This is a genomic window from Sphaerotilus uruguayifluvii, from assembly GCF_013294065.1.
GTDB lineage: Bacteria > Pseudomonadota > Gammaproteobacteria > Burkholderiales > Burkholderiaceae_C > Sphaerotilus > Sphaerotilus uruguayifluvii.
This window is the reverse complement of sequence record NZ_JABSNM010000009.1, coordinates 176,838-195,127: the sequence shown is the minus strand read 5'-3', so window position 1 is coordinate 195,127 and position 18,290 is coordinate 176,838. Positions and strand designations below refer to the sequence as shown.

18 protein-coding genes are annotated in these 18,290 nt (G+C 72.7%); 13 read left to right on the top strand and 5 right to left on the bottom strand.

The window, feature by feature from the left end:
* The first annotated feature begins 19 nt into the window (after window positions 1-19).
* The 6 genes from HNQ01_RS12135 to HNQ01_RS12110 all read left to right on the top strand — a co-directional run bounded on the left by HNQ01_RS12135 (window position 20) and on the right by HNQ01_RS12110 (window position 7,337).
* The gene (locus tag HNQ01_RS12135; RefSeq protein ID WP_173805691.1) at window positions 20-2,539 is read left to right on the top strand and encodes an FtsX-like permease family protein; all 2,520 of its coding nucleotides are present in this window, start codon (window positions 20-22) and stop codon (window positions 2,537-2,539) included.
* Entirely contained in the window at window positions 2,536-3,687 is a 1,152-nt protein-coding gene (locus tag HNQ01_RS12130) for a lipocalin-like domain-containing protein (protein ID WP_353621691.1), read from the top strand. Before HNQ01_RS12135 ends, HNQ01_RS12130 begins: the two co-directional genes overlap by 4 nt.
* Window positions 3,688-3,729: 42 nt before the next feature.
* Window positions 3,730-5,547, top strand: a complete 1,818-nt coding sequence (locus HNQ01_RS12125) for an ABC transporter transmembrane domain-containing protein (protein WP_173805690.1) — start codon at window positions 3,730-3,732, stop codon at window positions 5,545-5,547.
* Entirely contained in the window at window positions 5,544-5,912 is a 369-nt protein-coding gene (locus HNQ01_RS12120; protein WP_173805689.1) for a PilZ domain-containing protein, read from the top strand. Before HNQ01_RS12125 ends, HNQ01_RS12120 begins: the two co-directional genes overlap by 4 nt.
* An 88-nt stretch (window positions 5,913-6,000) precedes the next feature.
* A complete protein-coding gene (locus HNQ01_RS12115) occupies window positions 6,001-6,825 on the top strand; it encodes a thymidylate synthase (protein WP_173805688.1) in 825 nt (274 codons plus the stop codon).
* The gene (locus tag HNQ01_RS12110) at window positions 6,822-7,337 is read left to right on the top strand and encodes a dihydrofolate reductase (RefSeq protein ID WP_173805687.1); all 516 of its coding nucleotides are present in this window, start codon (window positions 6,822-6,824) and stop codon (window positions 7,335-7,337) included. The genes HNQ01_RS12115 and HNQ01_RS12110 overlap by 4 nt, the downstream gene beginning before the upstream one ends.
* A gap of 6 nt (window positions 7,338-7,343) precedes the next feature.
* On the opposite strand, the gene HNQ01_RS12105 is transcribed toward HNQ01_RS12110, so the two are convergent.
* Window positions 7,344-7,922, bottom strand: a complete 579-nt coding sequence (locus tag HNQ01_RS12105) for an NnrU family protein (RefSeq protein WP_173805686.1) — start codon at window positions 7,920-7,922, stop codon at window positions 7,344-7,346.
* 83 nt (window positions 7,923-8,005) lie between these two features.
* Between HNQ01_RS12105 and xth the strand changes: the two genes are divergently transcribed.
* Window positions 8,006-8,776, top strand: coding sequence for an exodeoxyribonuclease III (gene xth, locus HNQ01_RS12100; RefSeq protein ID WP_173805685.1), 771 nt, complete (start codon window positions 8,006-8,008; stop codon window positions 8,774-8,776).
* 82 nt (window positions 8,777-8,858) lie between these two features.
* Here the strand turns inward: xth and HNQ01_RS22435 are convergent, their stop codons facing one another.
* Both HNQ01_RS22435 and HNQ01_RS22430 read right to left on the bottom strand, forming a co-directional pair.
* The gene (locus HNQ01_RS22435; protein ID WP_286180732.1) at window positions 8,859-9,443 is read right to left on the bottom strand and encodes a PEPxxWA-CTERM sorting domain-containing protein; all 585 of its coding nucleotides are present in this window, start codon (window positions 9,441-9,443) and stop codon (window positions 8,859-8,861) included.
* Between the two features lie 387 nt (window positions 9,444-9,830).
* A complete protein-coding gene (locus HNQ01_RS22430) occupies window positions 9,831-10,433 on the bottom strand; it encodes a PEPxxWA-CTERM sorting domain-containing protein (protein ID WP_286180731.1) in 603 nt (200 codons plus the stop codon).
* A 456-nt stretch (window positions 10,434-10,889) separates the two neighbouring features.
* Here HNQ01_RS22430 and HNQ01_RS12085 point away from each other — a divergent pair, with 456 nt between their 5' ends.
* Complete coding sequence (locus tag HNQ01_RS12085; RefSeq protein WP_173805683.1) at window positions 10,890-11,513, top strand: septal ring lytic transglycosylase RlpA family protein; 624 nt, start codon at window positions 10,890-10,892, stop codon at window positions 11,511-11,513.
* A gap of 16 nt (window positions 11,514-11,529) precedes the next feature.
* Here the strand turns inward: HNQ01_RS12085 and murB are convergent, their stop codons facing one another.
* Entirely contained in the window at window positions 11,530-12,549 is a 1,020-nt protein-coding gene (gene murB / locus HNQ01_RS12080; protein WP_173805682.1) for a UDP-N-acetylmuramate dehydrogenase, read from the bottom strand.
* Between the two features lie 62 nt (window positions 12,550-12,611).
* Between murB and HNQ01_RS12075 the strand changes: the two genes are divergently transcribed.
* On the top strand, window positions 12,612-13,100 hold the full coding sequence (locus tag HNQ01_RS12075; RefSeq protein ID WP_173805681.1) for a YajQ family cyclic di-GMP-binding protein: 489 nt from the start codon (window positions 12,612-12,614) through the stop codon (window positions 13,098-13,100).
* Between the two features lie 33 nt (window positions 13,101-13,133).
* Here the strand turns inward: HNQ01_RS12075 and HNQ01_RS12070 are convergent, their stop codons facing one another.
* The gene (locus tag HNQ01_RS12070; RefSeq protein ID WP_173805680.1) at window positions 13,134-13,799 is read right to left on the bottom strand and encodes a hypothetical protein; all 666 of its coding nucleotides are present in this window, start codon (window positions 13,797-13,799) and stop codon (window positions 13,134-13,136) included.
* A 203-nt stretch (window positions 13,800-14,002) separates the two neighbouring features.
* Here HNQ01_RS12070 and HNQ01_RS12065 point away from each other — a divergent pair, with 203 nt between their 5' ends.
* The 4 genes from HNQ01_RS12065 to HNQ01_RS12050 are packed head-to-tail and all read left to right on the top strand — an operon-like array spanning window position 14,003 to window position 18,179.
* The gene (locus HNQ01_RS12065) at window positions 14,003-15,208 is read left to right on the top strand and encodes an acyl-CoA dehydrogenase family protein (protein ID WP_173805679.1); all 1,206 of its coding nucleotides are present in this window, start codon (window positions 14,003-14,005) and stop codon (window positions 15,206-15,208) included.
* Between the two features lie 28 nt (window positions 15,209-15,236).
* Window positions 15,237-16,367, top strand: a complete 1,131-nt coding sequence (locus tag HNQ01_RS12060) for an acyl-CoA dehydrogenase family protein (RefSeq protein WP_173805678.1) — start codon at window positions 15,237-15,239, stop codon at window positions 16,365-16,367.
* 37 nt (window positions 16,368-16,404) lie between these two features.
* Complete coding sequence (locus HNQ01_RS12055) at window positions 16,405-17,133, top strand: pseudouridine synthase (protein WP_173805677.1); 729 nt, start codon at window positions 16,405-16,407, stop codon at window positions 17,131-17,133.
* 23 nt (window positions 17,134-17,156) lie between these two features.
* Window positions 17,157-18,179, top strand: coding sequence for a bifunctional riboflavin kinase/FAD synthetase (locus HNQ01_RS12050; protein ID WP_173805676.1), 1,023 nt, complete (start codon window positions 17,157-17,159; stop codon window positions 18,177-18,179).
* The last annotated feature ends 111 nt before the right edge of the window (window positions 18,180-18,290 follow it).

Genomic DNA, 18,290 nt, shown 5'->3' with positions numbered 1-18,290 from the left:
TTGCAATGATGCAGACCTCATGCGTGCACGCCACCTTCTGACGCTGGCGGCGCAGGAGGCCCGCCACCACCCGGGACGCATCGCCGTGGCGCTGCTGGCGGTGGCGCTGGGCGTGGCGCTGGCCTTCGCGGTGCACCTGATCAACGCCTCGGCGCTGGCCGAGTTCGGCCAGGCGGTGCGCACCGTCAACGGCCAGCCCGACCTGGAGCTGCGTGCGGCCGGCGGCCGCGACCTCGACGAGGCGCTGTACACGCGGGTCGCCGCGCTGGCGGCGGTGGCCCAGGCCAGCCCGGTGATCGAGATCGACACCGTGGCGATCGACGCGAGCGGGCGCAAGCGCGCGCTGAAGCTGATCGGCCAGGACCTGCTGGTGGCCGCGACGCTGGCGCCGGCGCTGCTGCCGCGGCCGGATCCGGCCCGCGGCGCGGACCTGCGTCTGGCCGGCCTCGATCCGCGGCAGGTCTTCCTGAACCCGGCCGCGCAGCAGCTGCTGGGCGTGCCGGCGGGCGGGCGGCTGCGGCTGCAGTCGGGCAACCGCATCGTCGCGCTGACGGTCGGCGGCACGGTCGCGGCCGAGGCGGCGCCGCTGGCGGTGATCGACATCGCCGGCGCGCAGGCCTTCTTCGGCCGGCCCGGGCGCATCAGCCGCATCGACCTGCGCCTGGCGCCCGGGGCGGACCGCGCCGGCCTGCTGGCCGTGCTCGGGCCGGGCGTGCGCGCGGCCGCGCCGGACGAGGCGGCGCAGCGCGTCTCCAACCTGTCGCAGGCCTACCGGGTCAACCTGACGGTGCTGGCGCTGGTGGCGCTGTTCACCGGCGCCTTCCTGGTGTTCTCGGTGCAGTCGCAGGCGGTGGCCAAGCGGGTGCCGCAGCTGGCGCTGCTGGGCGTGCTGGGCATGACCGGGCGCGAGCGGCTGGCGCTGGTGCTGCTGGAGTCGGCGCTGCTGGGCCTGGCGGGGGCGGCGGCCGGCCTGGCGCTGGGCACCGGCCTGGCGCTGCTGGCGCTGCGGGTGCTCGGCGGCGATCTGGGCAGCGGCCTGCTCGGCGGCAGCGCGCCGGCGCTGCAGTGGTCGGACACGGCGGCGTGGGTCTACGGCGGCCTGGGCCTGCTGGCGGCGCTGGCCGGCGGCTGGCAGCCGGCGCAGCGGGCGGCGCGGCTGGCGCCGGCGCAGAGCCTCAAGGGCCTGGGCGGCGAGGACCTGAGCCCGCGCCGGCCCTGGCTGGGGCCGCTGCTGCTGGTGCTGGGCGTGGCGCTGGCCTTCGCGCCGCCCTGGCGCGAGTTGCCGCTGGGCGCCTACGCGGCAGTGGCGCTGCTGCTGGTGGGCGGCATCGCGACGGTGCCGCTGCTGGTGGGCGCGGTGCTGGGCCGGCGTGCCGGGCCGCGCCAGCCGGTGCTGCTGCTGGCGGTCGAGCGAGCCCGCGACCAGCGCGACAGCGCCGCGATCACCGTCGCCGGCGTGGTCGCCAGCCTGGCGCTGTCGGTGGCGCTGACGGTGATGGTGGCGAGCTTCCGCGACTCGGTGACCGGCTGGCTCGAGGAGGTGCTGCCGGCCGATCTCTATGCCCGCACCGCCGCGACCGCGGCCCAGGCCGACGGCGCCTACCTCGAGCCGGCCTTCCTGCGCGCGGCCGCCGCGCTGCCCGGCGTGGCGCGGGTGCAGGCGCAGCGGGTGGTGCCGATCGAGCTGGACCCGGCGCGCGCGCCGCTGGCGCTGATCGCACGCGAGCTGGGCGACGCGCGGCGCACGCTGCCGCTGGTGGGCGAGCCGGTCGAGGCGGGCAGCGACGGCCTGCCGGAGCTGTGGGCCAGCGAGGGCGCGGTCGCGCTCTACGGCCTGAGCCCGGGCCGCCGGGTCGCGCTGCCGCTGCCCGACGGCCGCCGCGTCGAGATGCGGGTGCGCGGCGTCTGGCGCGACTACGCCCGCCAGCAGGGTTCGCTGGCGATCGACCGCGCGGCCTGGCAGCGCCTGAGCGGCGACGAGCGCATCAACGACCTGGCGCTGTGGCTGGCGCCCGGCGCCGATCTCGACGCGGTGCGCCGCGGCCTGCGCGCGCTGACGGCCGACGCGGCGCTGCTCGAGATCGCCACGCCGGCCGAGATCCGCGCCACCTCGCTGGCGATCTTCGACCGCAGCTTCGCGGTGACCTACTGGCTGCAGGCGGTGGCGATCGTCATCGGCCTGTTCGGCATCGCGGCGAGCTTCTCGTCGCAGGTGCTGGCGCGCCGGCGCGAGTTCGGCGCGCTGCAGCACCTGGGCATGGACCGCCGCCAGGTGCTGGCGCTGGTCTGCGCCGAGGGCGCGGTGTGGACCGGCTTCGGCGCGCTGCTCGGGCTGGCGCTCGGGCTGGCGGTCAGCGTGGTGCTGGTGCACGTGGTCAATCCGCAGAGCTTCCACTGGACGATGGACATGGCCCTGCCCTGGGGCCGGCTGGCCGCGCTGGCGGTGGCGGTGCTGGTCGCCGGCACGCTGACGGCGTGGATCGCCGGCCGGGCCGCCGCGTCGCGCGAGATGGCGCTGGCCGTCAAGGAGGACTGGTGACATCGATCCCGCGGCCACGACTGCCGCTTTCACGCCGCGCGCTGCTGCGCGCCGCCGCGCTGGCCGCGCCGCTGCCGGCCGTCGCGGCGACGGCCGCCACGGGCGTGCGCCCGCGCGCGCTGGTCTTCCCGACCGACTTCGGCGCCCATCCCGACACCCGCACCGAATGGTGGTACGCCACCGGCTGGCTGGCCGATCCGGCCCGTCCGCGCGAGCCGACGCACGGCTTCCAGGTGACCTTCTTCCGCTCGCGCACCGGACTGGGCGAGGACATCGACAGCGCCTTCGCCGCGCGGCAGCTGATCTTTGCGCACGCCGCGCTGAGCGACCTGGGCGAGCGGCGCCAGCGCCATGACCAGCGCCTCGCCCGCGAGGGCTTCGGCCGCGCCGGCAGCCGGACGGGCGACACCCGGGCCTGGATCGGCGACTGGCAGATCCTGCGCGAGGCGGCCGACGTCGCCGCCGACGGCAGCGCACGCAGCCGCTACCGCGCCCGCGTCGGCTCCAGCGCGCTCGGCGGCACGCTGGAGCTGGTGCTGCACACGACGCAGCCGCTGCTGGCGCAGGGCCAGGACGGCTTCTCGCGCAAGGGACCGGATCCGTCCCAGGCCAGCCACTACTACAGCCAGCCGCAGCTCGCGGTCGAGGCGCGCTGGCAGCCCGACGGCCCGGGGCCGGCGCGGGCGCTGGCCGGACGCGGCTGGCTCGACCACGAATGGAGCGAGACGCTGCTCCACCCCGAGGCGGTCGGCTGGGACTGGATCGGCATGAACCTGGACGACGGCGGCGCGCTGACCGCCTTCCGGCTGCGCCGTGCCGACGGCAGCGCGCTGTGGGCCGGCGGCTCCTGGCGGGCGGCCGGCGAGACGCGTGCGCGGGCCTTTGCGCCCGACGAGGTCCGCTTCAGCCCGCTGCGGACCTGGACCAGCGCGGCCACCGGCGCGCGCTATCCGGTCGAGTGGCAGGTCGAGACGCCCGCCGGGCGCTGGACGGTGCGCTCGCTGCTCGACGCGCAGGAGCTCGACAGCCGCGGCAGCACCGGCACCGTCTACTGGGAAGGCCTGAGCGAGCTGCGGAACGCCGCCGGCACCCGCACCGGCCTGGGCTACCTGGAGATGACCGGCTACGCCGGCCGTCTGGCGCTGTGAACCTCCCCCTTTCGCCCCTCCCGGCGCCCTTCTTCCGCCCCGATGAGCCCGACCGCCCCTGAACCGCCTGCCGCCCCCCCGGCCAGCCGTCCCGCCCGCTCGACCCGGCCGCTGGCCGGTCTGCGTCCCTTCTTCGCGCCCTACCGGCGGCAGATCGCGCTGGCCGGGCTCTTTCTCGTTCTGGCCGCGCTCAGCACGCTGCTGCTGCCGGTGGCGCTGGGCGCGCTGGTCGACCGCGGCCTGCTCGCGGCCGATCCGGGCCAGCGCATCATGGCGCTGCGCGGACATTTCCTGGCGCTGTTCGCCGTCGGCGCCGCGCTGGGCGTGTTCTCGGCGGCGCGCTTCCACATGGTCAGCTGGATCGGCGAGCGCGTCACCGCCGACCTGCGCGAGGCGGTCTACGCGCATGTGATCCGCCAGAGCCCGGCCTTCTTCGAGACCACCCGCGGCGGCGAGGTGCTCTCGCGGCTGACCACCGACACCACGCTGGTGCAGACGGTGGTGGGCTCGAGCCTGTCGCTGGGGCTGCGCAACGCGGTCACCGGGCTGGGCGCGCTGGTGATGCTGATCGCGACGAACCCGCGCATCATGCTGCCGGTGTTCGCGGTGCTGGCGCTGGTGCTGCTGCCGGTGCTGCTGGCCGGGCGGCGGGTGCGCCGGCTCGGTCGTGCCAGCCAGGACCGCGTCGCCGACACCAGCGCGATCGCCGCCGAGGTGCTCGCGGCGATTCCGGTCGTGCAGGCCCATGGCCAGGAGGAGCGCGAGGCGCGCCGCTACCGCGACGCCGCCGAGGAGGCCTTCCGGACCGCCTGCCGGCGCTCGCGCATGCGCGCGGTGCTGATGGGCTTCACCATCACCGCGACCTTCGCCGCGGTGCTGTGGGGCCTGCAGCAGGGCACCGGCGCGGTGATGCGCGGCGAGATCTCGGCCGGCCACCTCGGCAGCACCGTGGTCTATGTCGCCATCCTGGTGGGCAGCGTCGCGGTGCTGTCGGAGGTCTGGGGCGAGCTGCTGCGCGCCGCCGGCGCCACCGAGCGGCTGATGGAGCTGCTGGCCGAACGCTCGGCGGTGCAGGACCCGCCGGCGCCGCGGCGGCTGCCGCCCGCGGCCGGCGGCGCGGCGGTGCGGCTGCGCCAGGTCGTCTTCCGCTATCCCTCGCGCCCGGGCCACGCGGCGCTGGCCGGCATCGACCTCGAGCTGCGCCCCGGCGAGACGGTCGCGCTGGTGGGGCCGAGCGGCGCGGGCAAGAGCACGCTGCTGCAGCTGCTGCTGCGCTTCCACGACGTCGAGTCCGGCGCGGTCGAGATCGACGGCGTCGACGTGCGCGACCTGGCGCTGGCCGAGCTGCGCGCGCGCATCGGCCTGGTGCCGCAGGACAGCACGATCTTCTCGGCCGACGCGATGGAGAACATCCGCTACGGCCGCCCCGACGCCAGCGACGAGGCGGTCTTCGCCGCCGCGCGCGCCGCGCAGGCCGACGGCTTCATCCGCGCGCTCCCGGAGGGCTACCGCACCTTCCTCGGCGAGCGCGGCGTGCGGCTGTCGGGCGGCCAGCGCCAGCGCATCAGCATCGCGCGCGCCATCCTGGCCGACGCGCCGCTGCTGCTGCTCGACGAGGCCACCAGCGCGCTCGACGCCGAAAGCGAGCGTCTGGTGCAGACCGCGCTGGAAGCCGCCATGAAGAACCGCACGACGCTGGTCATCGCGCACCGGCTCGCGACCGTCCAGCGCGCCGACCGGATCGTCGTGCTGGACAATGGCATGATTGTCGAACAGGGAAGCCACGCCGAACTGGTCCTGCGCGGAGGACTCTATGCCCGGCTGGCGGCCATGCAATTCCAATCCAGCGCCACCACATGACGACACCCACCCAGCGAGGATCGATCGACGACCGCAAGGAGCCGCGCTACCAGGTCAACTGGCGCGCCCGGATGACCCTGCCCGACGGGCAGGTGATCGAGGTGCGGGTGCAGGACATCTCGCAGAGCGGCGTGGGCATGCTCAGCGATGTGCCCGTTCAAGGCAACACGGTCATGAACGTGGTGATGGGCGTGCCTGACCCGGACAACCTGGCTCGGGTGATGGGCGTGCCGGTGCAGGTCCACATGGCCTATGTGGTGCTGAACAACCACGACTTCCGCGTCGGCGGCAAATGGGTCAACCTGCAGCCGGCGGCGCGCGACCTGCTGCAGGCCTGGATCCGGCGCCTGAGCTTCCAGGACTGAAGGCGGCCGGAGCGCGGGCCGGCCGACCGGGCCGGCGCATGACAGAATCGCGGGCCTTTCCCTGTCCGCTGTCCTGCCCCTGCCGCCGATGAGCCCGCCCACCGATTCCCGCCCTGTCCGCACTCCGTACGAGGACTTCCTGCGCCATGTGCAGCAGCACGGCACGCCCAAGTCCGACCGCACCGGCACCGGCACCCTGAGCGTCTTCGGCCACCAGATGCGCTTCGACCTGCGCGAGGGCTTCCCGCTGATCACGACGAAGAAGGTGCATTTCCGCTCGGTGGCGCTGGAGCTGCTGTGGTTCCTGCGCGGCGACTCGAACGTCAAGTGGCTGCAGGAACGCGGCTGCACCATCTGGGACGAATGGGCCGACGACAGCGGCGACCTCGGCCCCGTCTACGGCGTGCAGTGGCGCTCGTGGCCGACGCCGGACGGCCGCCACATCGACCAGATCGCCCAGGTCGTCGAGCAGCTGCGCAGCAATCCGGACTCGCGCCGCATCCTGGTCAGCGCCTGGAACGTCGCCGATCTCGACCGCATGGCGCTGATGCCCTGCCACGCGCTGTTCCAGTTCTACGTCGCCGAGGGCCGCCTGAGCTGCCAGCTCTACCAGCGCTCGGCCGACCTGTTCCTGGGCGTGCCCTTCAACATCGCCAGCTACGCGCTGCTGACGCACATGGTGGCGCAGCAGTGCGACCTGGAGGTGGGCGACTTCATCTGGACCGGCGGCGACTGCCACATCTACAGCAACCACGTCGCGCAGGTGGCCGAGCAGCTCTCGCGCGAGCCGATGTCATTCCCCACGCTCAGGCTGGCGCGCCGCCCGGCGTCGATCCTCGACTACGAACTGGCCGACTTCGAGATCGTCGACTACCGCCACCACCCGGCGATCAAGGCGCCGGTGGCGGTATGAGCGGCCCGGCCCGTCCGATCGTCGCGCTGATCGCCGCGGTCACGCGCAACCGCGTCATCGGCCGCGGCAACGAGCTGGTCTGGCACGATCCGGCCGACGCGCGCCACTTCCGCACCGCCACGATGGGCTGCCCGGTCGTCATGGGCCGGCGCACCTGGGAATCGCTGCCGGCGCGCTTCCGGCCGCTGCCCGGCCGGCGCAATGTCGTCGTGACGCGCCAGAGCGGCTGGAGCGACGCCGGCGCCGAGGTCGCGCACGGCCTGGACGAGGCGCTGGCGATGCTGGCCGAGACGCCGAAGGTCTTCGTCATCGGCGGCGGCCAGCTCTACGCGCAGGCGCTGGCGCAGGCCGACGAGCTGGTGCTCACCGAGATCGACGCCGAGCTCGACGGCGACACCTTCTTTCCGGAATGGCGCGACGCCGGCTTCGTCGAGGTGGCGCGCCAGGCCGGCGCGCCGCAGCCGGGCGGCCCGGCCTTCGACTTCGTCACCTGGCGGCGCCAGCGCGGCTGAGCCGGCTCAGCCGAAGGGGCGCACGCCGATCAGCGGCCCGTGCAGCCACAGCGCGAAGACGATCCACGCGAAGATGCCCGCCAGCGAGGTGATCACGTCGCGCCCCGAATGCAGCGGCAGCGGCGGATCGCCCAGCGCGCGGTCGCGCCGACGCGCCGCGCGGAAGGCGGCCACCGCCCAGGCCAGGAAACCGCCGAACAGCATCAGGTCCGCCAGCGTGCCGTTGGCCAGCAGGTGCGCCAGCGCCCAGGTCTTGACGCCGAGAAGCATCGGATGGCGCACCGCCGCCTTCAGCCGCGATCCCGGCACCCAGGTCGAGGCCAGCAGCACGAAGGCCGGCAGCATCAGCAGCGCGGTGATGTGGCGCATGGCCGCCGGCGGCCGCCACAGCGGCAGCGGATCGAGCCGCGCCAGCGTGTAGCCCCAGGCCAGCAGCCCGAGCCCGAGCAGCGACAGCAGCGAATGCGCCACCCGCCAGGCCAGCACACCGTGCCGGTCGATCCGGTCGGCGCGCCAGCCCTCGGCCAGCACCCGGGTCGAATGCATGCCCAGGAACAGCAGCAAGCCCGCGATCAGCACCGCCATGTCCTCGTGTCTCCTCGTCAGCCTGGCGTGAAGTATCTGACAAAGCCGCGGCCAGGCCACACCGGCTGCGGCATCATGCCGGCATGAGACTCGCCACCTGGAATGTCAATTCGCTGTCGGTGCGGCTGCCCCAGCTGCTCGACTGGCTCGCCGCGACCACGCCCGACGTCGTCGTGCTGCAGGAAACCAAGCTGACCGACGACAGGTTTCCGGCCGACGCACTGCGCGCCGCCGGCTATGCCTGCGCCTGGTTCGGCCAGAAGACCTACAACGGCGTGGCGCTGCTGGCGCGCGAGCCGCTGGAGATCGGCGACGTGGTGCGCAACATTCCCGGCTTCGACGACCCGCAGGCGCGCGTCATTGCCGCGACGGTGGCCGGCACCCGCATCGTCGGCGCCTACTTCCCCAACGGCCAGGCGCCGGACTCGGAGAAGTTCGCCTACAAGCTGGACTGGCTCGCGGCGCTGCAGCGCTGGCTGGCGCAGGAGCTGGCCGCGCACCCGGCGCTGGCGCTGATGGGGGACTTCAACATCGCGCCGGAGGACCGCGACGTGCACGACCCGGTCGCCTGGGCCGGCCAGATCCACTGCACCGACGAGGAGCGCGCCGCCTTCCGCGCGCTGGTCGGCCTGGGCCTGGACGACGCCTTCCGGCGCTTCGAGCAGCCCGAGCGCAGCTGGAGCTGGTGGGACTACCGCAACCTCGCCTTCCGCCGCAACCAGGGCCTGCGCATCGACCACATCCTGCTGAGCGCGCCGCTGGCCGGGCGCGCCACCGCCTGCGCCATCGACCGCGGCCCGCGCCGCAACGAGCGGCCCAGCGACCACGCACCCGTCTGGGTCGACCTGGAATGAAAAAAGGCGCCCTGCGCAGGCGCCTGTCAATTCATACCAGGGAAAGACGCACGCGGACCGCGTGCGCAGGAGCGGCCGTGGATCAGGCGGCGCGCTTGCCGTTGCCATTCAGGCGGCGGCGGCTCATCAGGCCGATCGCGCCCAGGCCGGCGAGCATCATCGCGTAGGTCTCGGGTTCCGGCACCGCGGCGGTGACCGCGACGTTGTCGATGGTCAGCGTGCTGTTGAACGACGGCGGCAGCACCATGGCGCCGAAGTAGATGCGGTAGATGTCGGTGCTGTTCAGCGAGACGCTGGTGGACACGCTGGCCAGCGAGCTGTTCTGCAGGAAGCTGCCGCTCACCATCGAGCTGGTGCTCGCGTCGTAGACCGCGTAGAAGCCGTCGCCGACGGTGTCGAAGCTCAGCGTGTAGGCGCCGGCCGTCGGGGCCTGGAAGGCCGTCCAGATCACGTCACCCAGCGAGACGCGGGCCGCCTGGTTGCCGGCGGTGTCGACGATCGCCGAGCTGTTGGAGTACGAGCCCCACTGCAGATTGCCCCAGCCCTGGGTGGCCGAGATGTTGGCGAAGGTCTCGGCGGCGCCGGTGGCCACGTTCGACAGCTCGAAGTCGCCGTTGCTGACCAGCGACTGGGCCTGGGCGCCGACGGCGGCGCCTGCCATCAGCATGGCAACGGCAGCGGAAAGAATGGACTTGCGCATGAGAAATACTCCCGTCAAGGGTGGATTGATGGACGAAGGAAACCCCGATCGATCGCCGAGGAGGAACCTGTTGCAGTCTAGGGCCCTGTCCCGGACCGCAGACGAAGATTAGCCCGGCAGGATCGCCATTTCTCCCCCTCGAATCGGCAGCGACCCTTGAACAAGGGGCCTGGATATTCACTGACGGCGCACCGCATTTGCGGGATGAGTTTTTATGGAATATTTTCCGAAAAATATCTCCGACCAGTTTCCGGCTCTTCATCGACAGATGCCGTGAAAAGCAAACCCCCCCGGACGGGGGTCCGGAGGGGTTCGGGAGGGCGGCCGGATCGGCCGCCCGGGATGCGCCGAGGATCAGCCCTGCTTGTGCATGCGGCGGCGGCTCATCAGGCCGATCGCGCCCAGGCCGGCCAGCATCATCGCGTAGGTCTCGGGTTCCGGCACCGCGGCGGCGACCGACACGTTGTCGATGTTCAGCGTCGGGTAGAAGGCCGGCGGGGTGACCATGCCGCCGAAGTAGATCTTGTACGACTCGCCGGCGACCAGCGAGGCGGTCGCGGTCTGGGTGGTCCAGCCGGCCTGCGGGGTCACGAACGAGTAGCCGATGACCGACTGCGCCCAGCTGGCGCTGGACAGGCCCCAGAGGCCGCTGCCGTTGTAGTCGAAGCTGATGTTGTAGGTGCCCGAAGTGGCGGCGGTGAAGCCGGCGTACATGATGTCGCCGGTGGCGATCTGGGCGAACTGCTCGCCGCCGACGTCGACCAGCTTGGTCACGCCGGTGCCGCCGGAGTAGTGGCCCCACTGCAGGTCGTTGAAGTTCAGCACGCTGACCTGCTCGAAGGAGCCGGTGGCCAGGTCGGGGTTGTCGAAGGTGCCGTTGGCGACCAGGTTGGTGGCGGCGTGGGCGGCGGTGGCAGCCAGCAGCGAGGCGGCCAGGGCGATCAGGGTCTTGCGCATGATAGGAAACTCCCGGTATGAAGAGATGTGATGGACCGGACTGTCACTCCCGGATCCAGGGAGCCGCCGGTGCGGACCGGCATCCGAGGGGGCTGTCGTCCTGTCCACGTCGACAGATTAGCCGGACCCGGAATGGAAAAGATGGCCAATTCGGACTTGACCCCCCGAACGCGGGACAATCCCGCGATAATGGCTGTGCATATGCCGCGGCGCTACTTCACGGCCCCATTTTCATCGTGAACTAGACACGTCCGGAAAGATCGACCCGGGTCTGCGAGGACCGCCCGCGCGACGGGAATCCCCTGGATCAGGGGTCGGCCGGGGAAGCCGCTGCAGGCGGGGGCGGCCGCGATGCGCCAGCGGGCCCGATCCCCCCGCTTTTCCGGTCGATGCCGCGGACGGCGCAGTGCTACCAATCGGGCTCGCCGTCCACCCCTGCCCGGCCCCGAGGATCCGATGCCGACCGTCCCTGCCCGCCCCGACGTTCCGACCCTGCCGCGTCCCCGGACGGCGGCCTTCCTGATCGCCGCGATCGCGGCCGCGCTGCTGGTGGCGGGCTGCTCGACGGCCCCGAAGGGCGGACAGCGCCCGCGCCGGGTCGATCCGGGCCAGCGCGACGGCGCGCCGGCGAGCTGGCCCTTCGACCTGAACCAGGTGCCCGACGCACAGCCCCGGGTCGAGCCGATCCGCCGCGGCGGGCCGAACAAGCCCTACGAGGTGATGGGCCAGCAATATGTCCCGATGACCGCCGACGAGCCGCTGCGCGAAAGCGGCCTGGCCTCCTGGTACGGCACCAAGTTCCACGGCGCGCCCACCGCCAGCGGCGAGATCTACGACATGTACGCGATGACCGCCGCGCACCCGACGATGCCGCTGCCCAGCTACGCGCGGGTGCGCAACCCGATCAACGGCCGCGAGGTGATCGTGCGGGTCAACGACCGCGGCCCCTTCCACCCGGGCCGCATCATCGACCTGTCCCTGAGCGCTGCGGTGCGGCTGGGCGTGGCCGGCAGCGTCGGGCCGGTCGAGGTGGAGCGGCTGACGCACGACGACATCCGCAGCGGCCGCTGGCAGCGCTGACGCGCCCGCCCGGCGTTCAGCCCACCACCACCGGCTCGGGCTCCAGGCGGATGCCGAAGCGGCCGTAGACGCTTTCCTGGATCGCGCGCGCCAGCGTGATCACCTCGGCGCCGCGGGCGTCGCCGCGGTTGACCAGCACCAGCGCCTGCTTCTCGTAGACGCCCGCGCCGCCCACCGTCTTGCCCTTCCAGCCGCAGGCGTCGATCAGCCAGCCGGCGGCGAGCTTGAAGCTGCCGTCGTCCATCGGGTAGTGCACCACATGCGGATCGCGCGCGATGATGTCGCGGCACTGCTCGGGCGTGACCACCGGGTTCTTGAAGAAGCTGCCGGCGTTGCCGATCACCGCCGGGTCGGGCAGCTTGGCGCGGCGGATCTGGCAGACCCAGTCGAAGATCTGGCGCGCGTCGGGCGCGGTGACGCCGGTCTCCTCGATGCGGCGCTGCAGGTCGAGATAGCCCAGCTCGGGGCGCCACGGCCGCGGCAGGCGCAGGCGCACCCGGGTGATGACGCTTTTCCCCGCCAGCTCGTGCTTGAAGACGCTGTCGCGGTAGCCGAAGCGGCACAGCCGCCCGTCGAGCGTGAAGCCCCGGCCGGTGACCAGGTCGACGCCGTCGAGCGACTCGAAGCGGTCCTGCAGCTCCAGCCCGTAGGCGCCGATGTTCTGCACTGGCGCCGCCCCCACCGTGCCGGGAATCAGCGCCAGGTTCTCCAGCCCCGGCAGGCCCTGGTCGATGGTCCAGGCAACCAGTTCATGCCAGGGCACGCCCGCACCCGCCTCGACGATGAAGGCGTCGTCGCGGGTCTCCAGCAGCCGGATGCCGCCGATGGCCACCTTCAGCACCACCGCGGAGACATCGCGCGCCAGCACGATGTTGCTGCCGCCGCCCAGCACGAACTTCGGCGCCCGGCCGTGGACGGGATGGTCGACCACGCGGCGCACGTCGGCCTCCTCGTCGATGTGGATCAGCGTCTGGGCGATGGCGGGCAGGCCGAAGGTGTTCCAGGCCCGCAGGTTGACGGCGGTTTCGATGCGCATGGCAGAATTTTCCCCTGTTTCCGAACCCCTTCGACGCCCGTCGTCCAGAAAGAGAACCCGCCATGCCCAGCTTCGACACCGTCCTCGAACCCGATCTCGTCGAGGTGCGCAACGCCGTCGACCAGTCGAACAAGGAAATCGGCACCCGCTTCGACTTCAAGGGCAGCGATGCCAAGGTCGAGCTGAAGGACAAGGAGATCACGCTCTTCGCCGACAACGACCTTCAGCTGAAGAACGTCACCGACATCGTGCTGGGCAAGATGGCCAAGCGGGGCGTCGACATCCGCTTCCTCGACCTGACGGCCACGCCCGAGAAGATGAGCCACGACAAGCTCAAGCAGAAGGTGACCGTGAAGGCCGGCATCGAGAGCGATCTGGCCAAGAAGATCCAGAAGGCCATCAAGGACAGCAAGATGAAGGTCCAGGCCAGCATCCAGGGCGACACGGTGCGCGTCAGCGGCGCCAAGCGCGACGACCTGCAGGCCGCGATGGCGCTGCTGAAGAAGACCGTCACCGAGGCGCCGCTGAGCTTCAACAACTTCCGCGACTGAGGCGCGCGGCCGCCGCACCGCCCGGGACCGCGTTCAGCGCGGCGTGTCCGTCTCGGCGGCGCGCTCGGCCGGTCCGACCGGTCGGGCCAGCAGCTGGGGCAGCGAAGGCGCGGTGGCCTCCACGTCGGTCGCGGCCAGGCCGGCGCCCCCGCCGTGACGGCGCCGGCGCTGGCCGCGCCGCTCGCGGTCGCGCTCGCCCGCCCCCGGCGCGGCGGGCCGCGGCGGCGCATCGACCACCACGCCCTCCAGGCCTTCGCGCAGATGCCGGCGCACCACGCCGCCGATCATGTCGCTCTCGCGAAAGCCCAGCTCGTCGACCGCCAGGAAGCGCGACGAGTACTCGCCGAGCTCGCCCTCGGTGTCGCGCACCTTCCAGCGGGCATCGCGGTAGCGGCGCGCGACCCAGCGGTCGAGCACCCAGCCGGTGACCAGCATCGACATGCCCGAGGACATCAGCGCCAGCAGCAGCGAGGCCAGCACCGGCCAGGTGCGCAGGTGACGCCACTGGCGCGCATGCGCCAGCGCGATGGCCGGCACCAGCACCGTCCAGCCCAGCCGCGGCAGCTCCGGATCGAGCTGCACGCCCAGCTCGGCCACCGCCGCGGCCAGGCCGCCGAGCACCAGCACCAGGTCGGGTCCGACATGGACGGTGGTGCGCCGGCGGCGTTCGGGATGGACAAAGGTCAGGGTCTTTTTCATGGTCGGCTCGCGTGGTACCCGGCCGTGGCATCGGCTTCGGGCCGGCGAACTTGAAAAGCGCCCCCGCCGGCCCCCGGATCCGGATCAACCCGGGTCTGTCCCGGCAGCGACAAGAGCGGCGCGGACGCGCTTCCTACACTGCGCCGCAGCCGGGCCCGCCAGGCGCCCGCACCGGATTCGCCAAGGACGCAAGGAGCACGCCGATGCAGCTGGCCTTCACCGACGAGGACATCGCCTTCCGCGCCGAGGTGCGCGACTGGGTCGCACAGAACCTGCCCGCCGACCTCGCCGCCAAGGTGCACGGCGCGCTGAGGCTGTCGCGCGAGGACCTGCAGCGCTGGGCACGCATCCTGGGCGCGAAGGGCTGGCTGGGCTGGGGCTGGCCGAAGGAATTCGGCGGGCCCGGCTGGAACGCGGTGCAGCGCCACCTGTTCGAGGAGGAATGCGCGCTGGCCGGCGCGCCGCGGGTCGTGCCCTTCGGACCGGTGATGGTGGCGCCGGTCATCATGGCCTTCGGCACGCCCGAGCAGCAGCGCCGCTTCCTGCCCGGCATCGCCAGCGGCGAGGTCTGGTGGAGCCAGGGCTACTCGGAGCCGGGCTCGGGCTCGGACCTGGCCAGCCTGAAGACCCGCGCCGAGCGCGTCGGCGACCGCTACATCGTCAACGGCCAGAAGACCTGGACCACGCTGGCCCAGCACGGCGACTGGATCTTCTGCCTGGTGCGCACCTCCCTGGAGGGCAAGCCGCAGACCGGCATCAGCTTCCTGCTGATCGACATGAAGTCGCCCGGCGTGACGGTGCGGCCCATCCTCACGCTCGACGGCGAGCACGAGGTCAACGAGGTCTGGTTCGACGATGTCGAGGTGCCGGCCGACCAGCTCGTCGGCGAGGAGAACCAGGGCTGGACCTGCGCCAAGTACCTGCTCGCGCACGAGCGCACCAACATCGCCGACGTCAACCGCGCCAAGCGCGAGCTCGAGCGCCTCAAGCGCATCGCCCGTGCCGAAGGCCTGTGGGACGACGTGCGCTTTCGCGACCAGATCGCGCTGCTGGAGGTCGACATCGTCGCGCTGGAGATGATGGTGCTGCGGGTGCTGTCGGCCGAGCGCGGGGGGAAGAAGTCGCTGGACGTGGCCGGGCTGCTGAAGATCCGCGGCAGCGAGATCCAGCAGCGCTACACCGAGCTGATGATGCTCGCCGGCGGCCCCTACAGCCTGCCTTTCCTCTTCGAGGCGATGGAGGCCGGCTGGCAGGGCGATGCGGCGCTGGGCGGCGTCTGGCCGGGCGGCGCCGCGCACGCGCACTGCATCCCGCTGACCTCGACCTACCTGAACTACCGCAAGACCACCATCTACGGCGGCAGCAACGAGGTGCAGCGCAACATCGTCGCGCAGACGCTGCTGGGCTGAGGGCTGGGCACAGGACAAGGAGACGGCGATGGACTTCGATTTCAGCGACGAGCAGGAGCAGCTGCGCGAGGCGGTGCGGCGCTGGGCCGCGCGGGCGCACGGCTTCGAGCGCCACCGCGCGATCGTGCGCGACGAGGGCGGCGACAGCGCGGCGGTCTGGGCCGAGCTGGCCGGGCTGGGCCTGACCGCGCTGGCGGTGCCGGAGGCGCACGGCGGGCTGGGCTTCGGCCCGGTCGAGGCGATGGTGGTGATGGAGGAGCTCGGCCGCGGCCGGGTCGGCGCGCCGTATGCGGCGGCGGCGCTGGTGGCGCCGGTGCTGCTGTCGGGCGCGCCCGAGGCGCTGCAGGCGGCCTGGCTGCCGCGCATCGCCGCGGGCGACGCGCGGGTCGTGCTCGCGCACCAGGAAAGCGGCGCGCGCTACCGGCTCGACCGGGTCGAGACGAGGCTGGCGGCCGCGGACGGCGGCTGGCGCCTGAGCGGCCGCAAGAGCCTGGTGCCGGTCGGCGACCGCGCCGAGGCCCTCGTCGTCAGCGCCCGCGACGACGACGGCCGGCTGGTGCTGGCGCTGGTCGAGCGCGACGCGCCCGGCGTGACGGCACGCGGCCACCTGCTGCACGACGGCACGCGCGCGGCCGAGCTGACCTGGCAGGACACGCCGGCGCAGCGCCTGAGCGCGGCCGGGGCCGACGCGCTGCCCGCGCTCGAGCACGCGGCCGACGTGGCGATCGCCGCGCTGTGCGCCGAGGCGGTCGGGCTGATGGACTTCCTGGTCGCGCTGACCGCCGACTACCTGAAGACGCGGCGCCAGTTCGGCGTGCCGATCGCCAGCTTCCAGGCGCTGCGCCACCGGCTGGCCGACTGCAAGATGGAGCTGGAGCTGGCGCGCTCGATGAGCTACCTGGCCACGCTGCGCCTGGCGGACGCGCCCGAAGTGCGCCGGCGCGCCGTCGCGCAGGCCAAGGTGCAGCTCGGCCGCTCGATGCGCTTCGTCGGCCAGCAGTGCGTGCAGATGCACGGCGGCATCGGCGTGACCGACGACTATGTCGGCGCGCACGCCTTCAAGCGCCTGACCTGCATGGAGCTGCAGTGGGGCGACACGCTGCACCACCTCGGCGAGGTCGGCGCGCGCATGCAGGACACCGCCGGGGTCTTCGCCTGAGGCCGGCGCGCGGCGGGCCGCCTACACTGGCGGCCTCATGGCAAAGAAATCCTCCCGCCGCGCCGCGGCCCTCTCGGTCTCGCAGGCGCTCTTCTCGCAGGGCTTCGGCACCCGTCGCGACTGCGACGGCCTGGTGCTCAACGGTCTGGTCGCGCTCGCCGGCCGGGTGATCGAGGACCCGGACGAGCCGGTCGAGACCGACGGCCTGGTGCTGACCGTCGAGGGCCGCGACTGGCCCTGGCACGAGAAGGCGCTGATCCTGCTGCACAAGCCCGCCGGCTACGAGTGCTCGCAGAAGCCCAAGCACTGGCCCAGCGTGATGACGCTGCTGCCGCCGCCCCTGCGCTGGCGCAGCGGCGGCGACCTGCAGCCGGTCGGCCGCCTCGACCAGGACACCACCGGCCTCTTGCTGCTGACCGACGACGGCGCGCTGATCCATCGCCTGACCCACCCGAAGAAGCATGTCGACAAGGTCTACGAGGTGAGCTGCGCGCGCCCGGTGACCGAGGAGCAGCTGGCGAAGCTGCGCGCCGGCGTGGTGCTCAACGACGACCCGGTGCCGGTGCGCTCGGAGGAGTGCGAGATCACCGGCGAGCTCACGCTGCGCATGATGCTGACCGAGGGCAAGTACCACCAGGTCAAGCGCATGATCGCGGCGGTGGGCAACCACGTCGAGGCGCTGCACCGCAGCCGCTTCGGCCGGCTGACGATTCCCGACGGGCTGGCGCCGGGCCAGTGGTGCTGGGTCGATCCGGCCGACATCTGAGCCGCACCGGATAATCGCCTCCCATGCGAGTCTTCCGTGGCATCCATCACCCCGGTCTGGCGCCGTCCTGCGCGCTGACGATCGGCAATTTCGACGGCGTGCATCGCGGCCACCAGGCGATGCTGGCGCTGCTGCAGAGCGAGGCGCGCCACCGCCACCTGCCCAGCTGCGTGATGACCTTCGAGCCGCATCCGCGCGACTTCTTCGCCGCGCAGTCCGGCCAGCCGGAGAAGGCGCCGGCGCGCATCGCCACGCTGCGCGACAAGCTGCAGGAGCTCGAGCGCTGCGGCGTCGACCAGGTGGTGCTGATGCGCTTCGACGAGCGCCTGGCCAGCCAGCCGCCCGAGGCCTTCATCGACGAGGTGCTGCTGCACGGCCTGGGCGCGCGCTACGTGCTGGTCGGCGACGACTTCCGCTTCGGCGCGCGCCGCGCCGGCGACTACGCGATGCTCGACCGGGCCGGCGGCGAGTTCGGCTTCGACGTCGCGCGCATGATGAGCTACGAGGTGCACGGGCTGCGGGTGTCGAGCTCGGCCGTGCGCGAGGCGCTGGCGCGCGGCGACATGGAGGCCACCGCCGCGCTGCTGGGCCGCCCCTACAGCATCAGCGGCCATGTGACGCACGGGCGCAAGCTCGGCCGCGGGCTCGGGGCCTCGGCGGCCGGCGCCGACGACGGCTTTCGCACGCTGAACCTGCGCTTCGCGCACCGCCGCTCGGCCGCCGCCGGCATCTATGTCGTGCGGGTGCATGGCCTGACGGCGCAGCCGCTCGACGGCGTGGCCAGCCTGGGCGTGCGCCCGACCGTCGAGGACGCCGGGCGCATCCTGCTCGAGACGCATGTGCTCGACTGGCCGGCCGAGCTGGGCCGCGAGGGGGGCTACGGTAAACTTGTCCGGGTGGAACTTCTGCACAAGCTGCGCGACGAGGCCCGCTACGACGGCCTCGACGCCCTGACCGCCGCGATCCGCCAGGACGTGGTGAACGCGCGCCTGTGGTTCGACGGCCACGCCGCCGAGCGCCGCCAGACCACGCGCGACCGAATTTGACGGCGGCCCCGCGCCGCCGCGAGCGCCCGCCGGCCTCGCCACGCACGCCCCACCCTCGTCGTTCCCGCGAAGGCGGGAACCCACTCCCTGTCTGCGCCCTGCCCTCCCGCC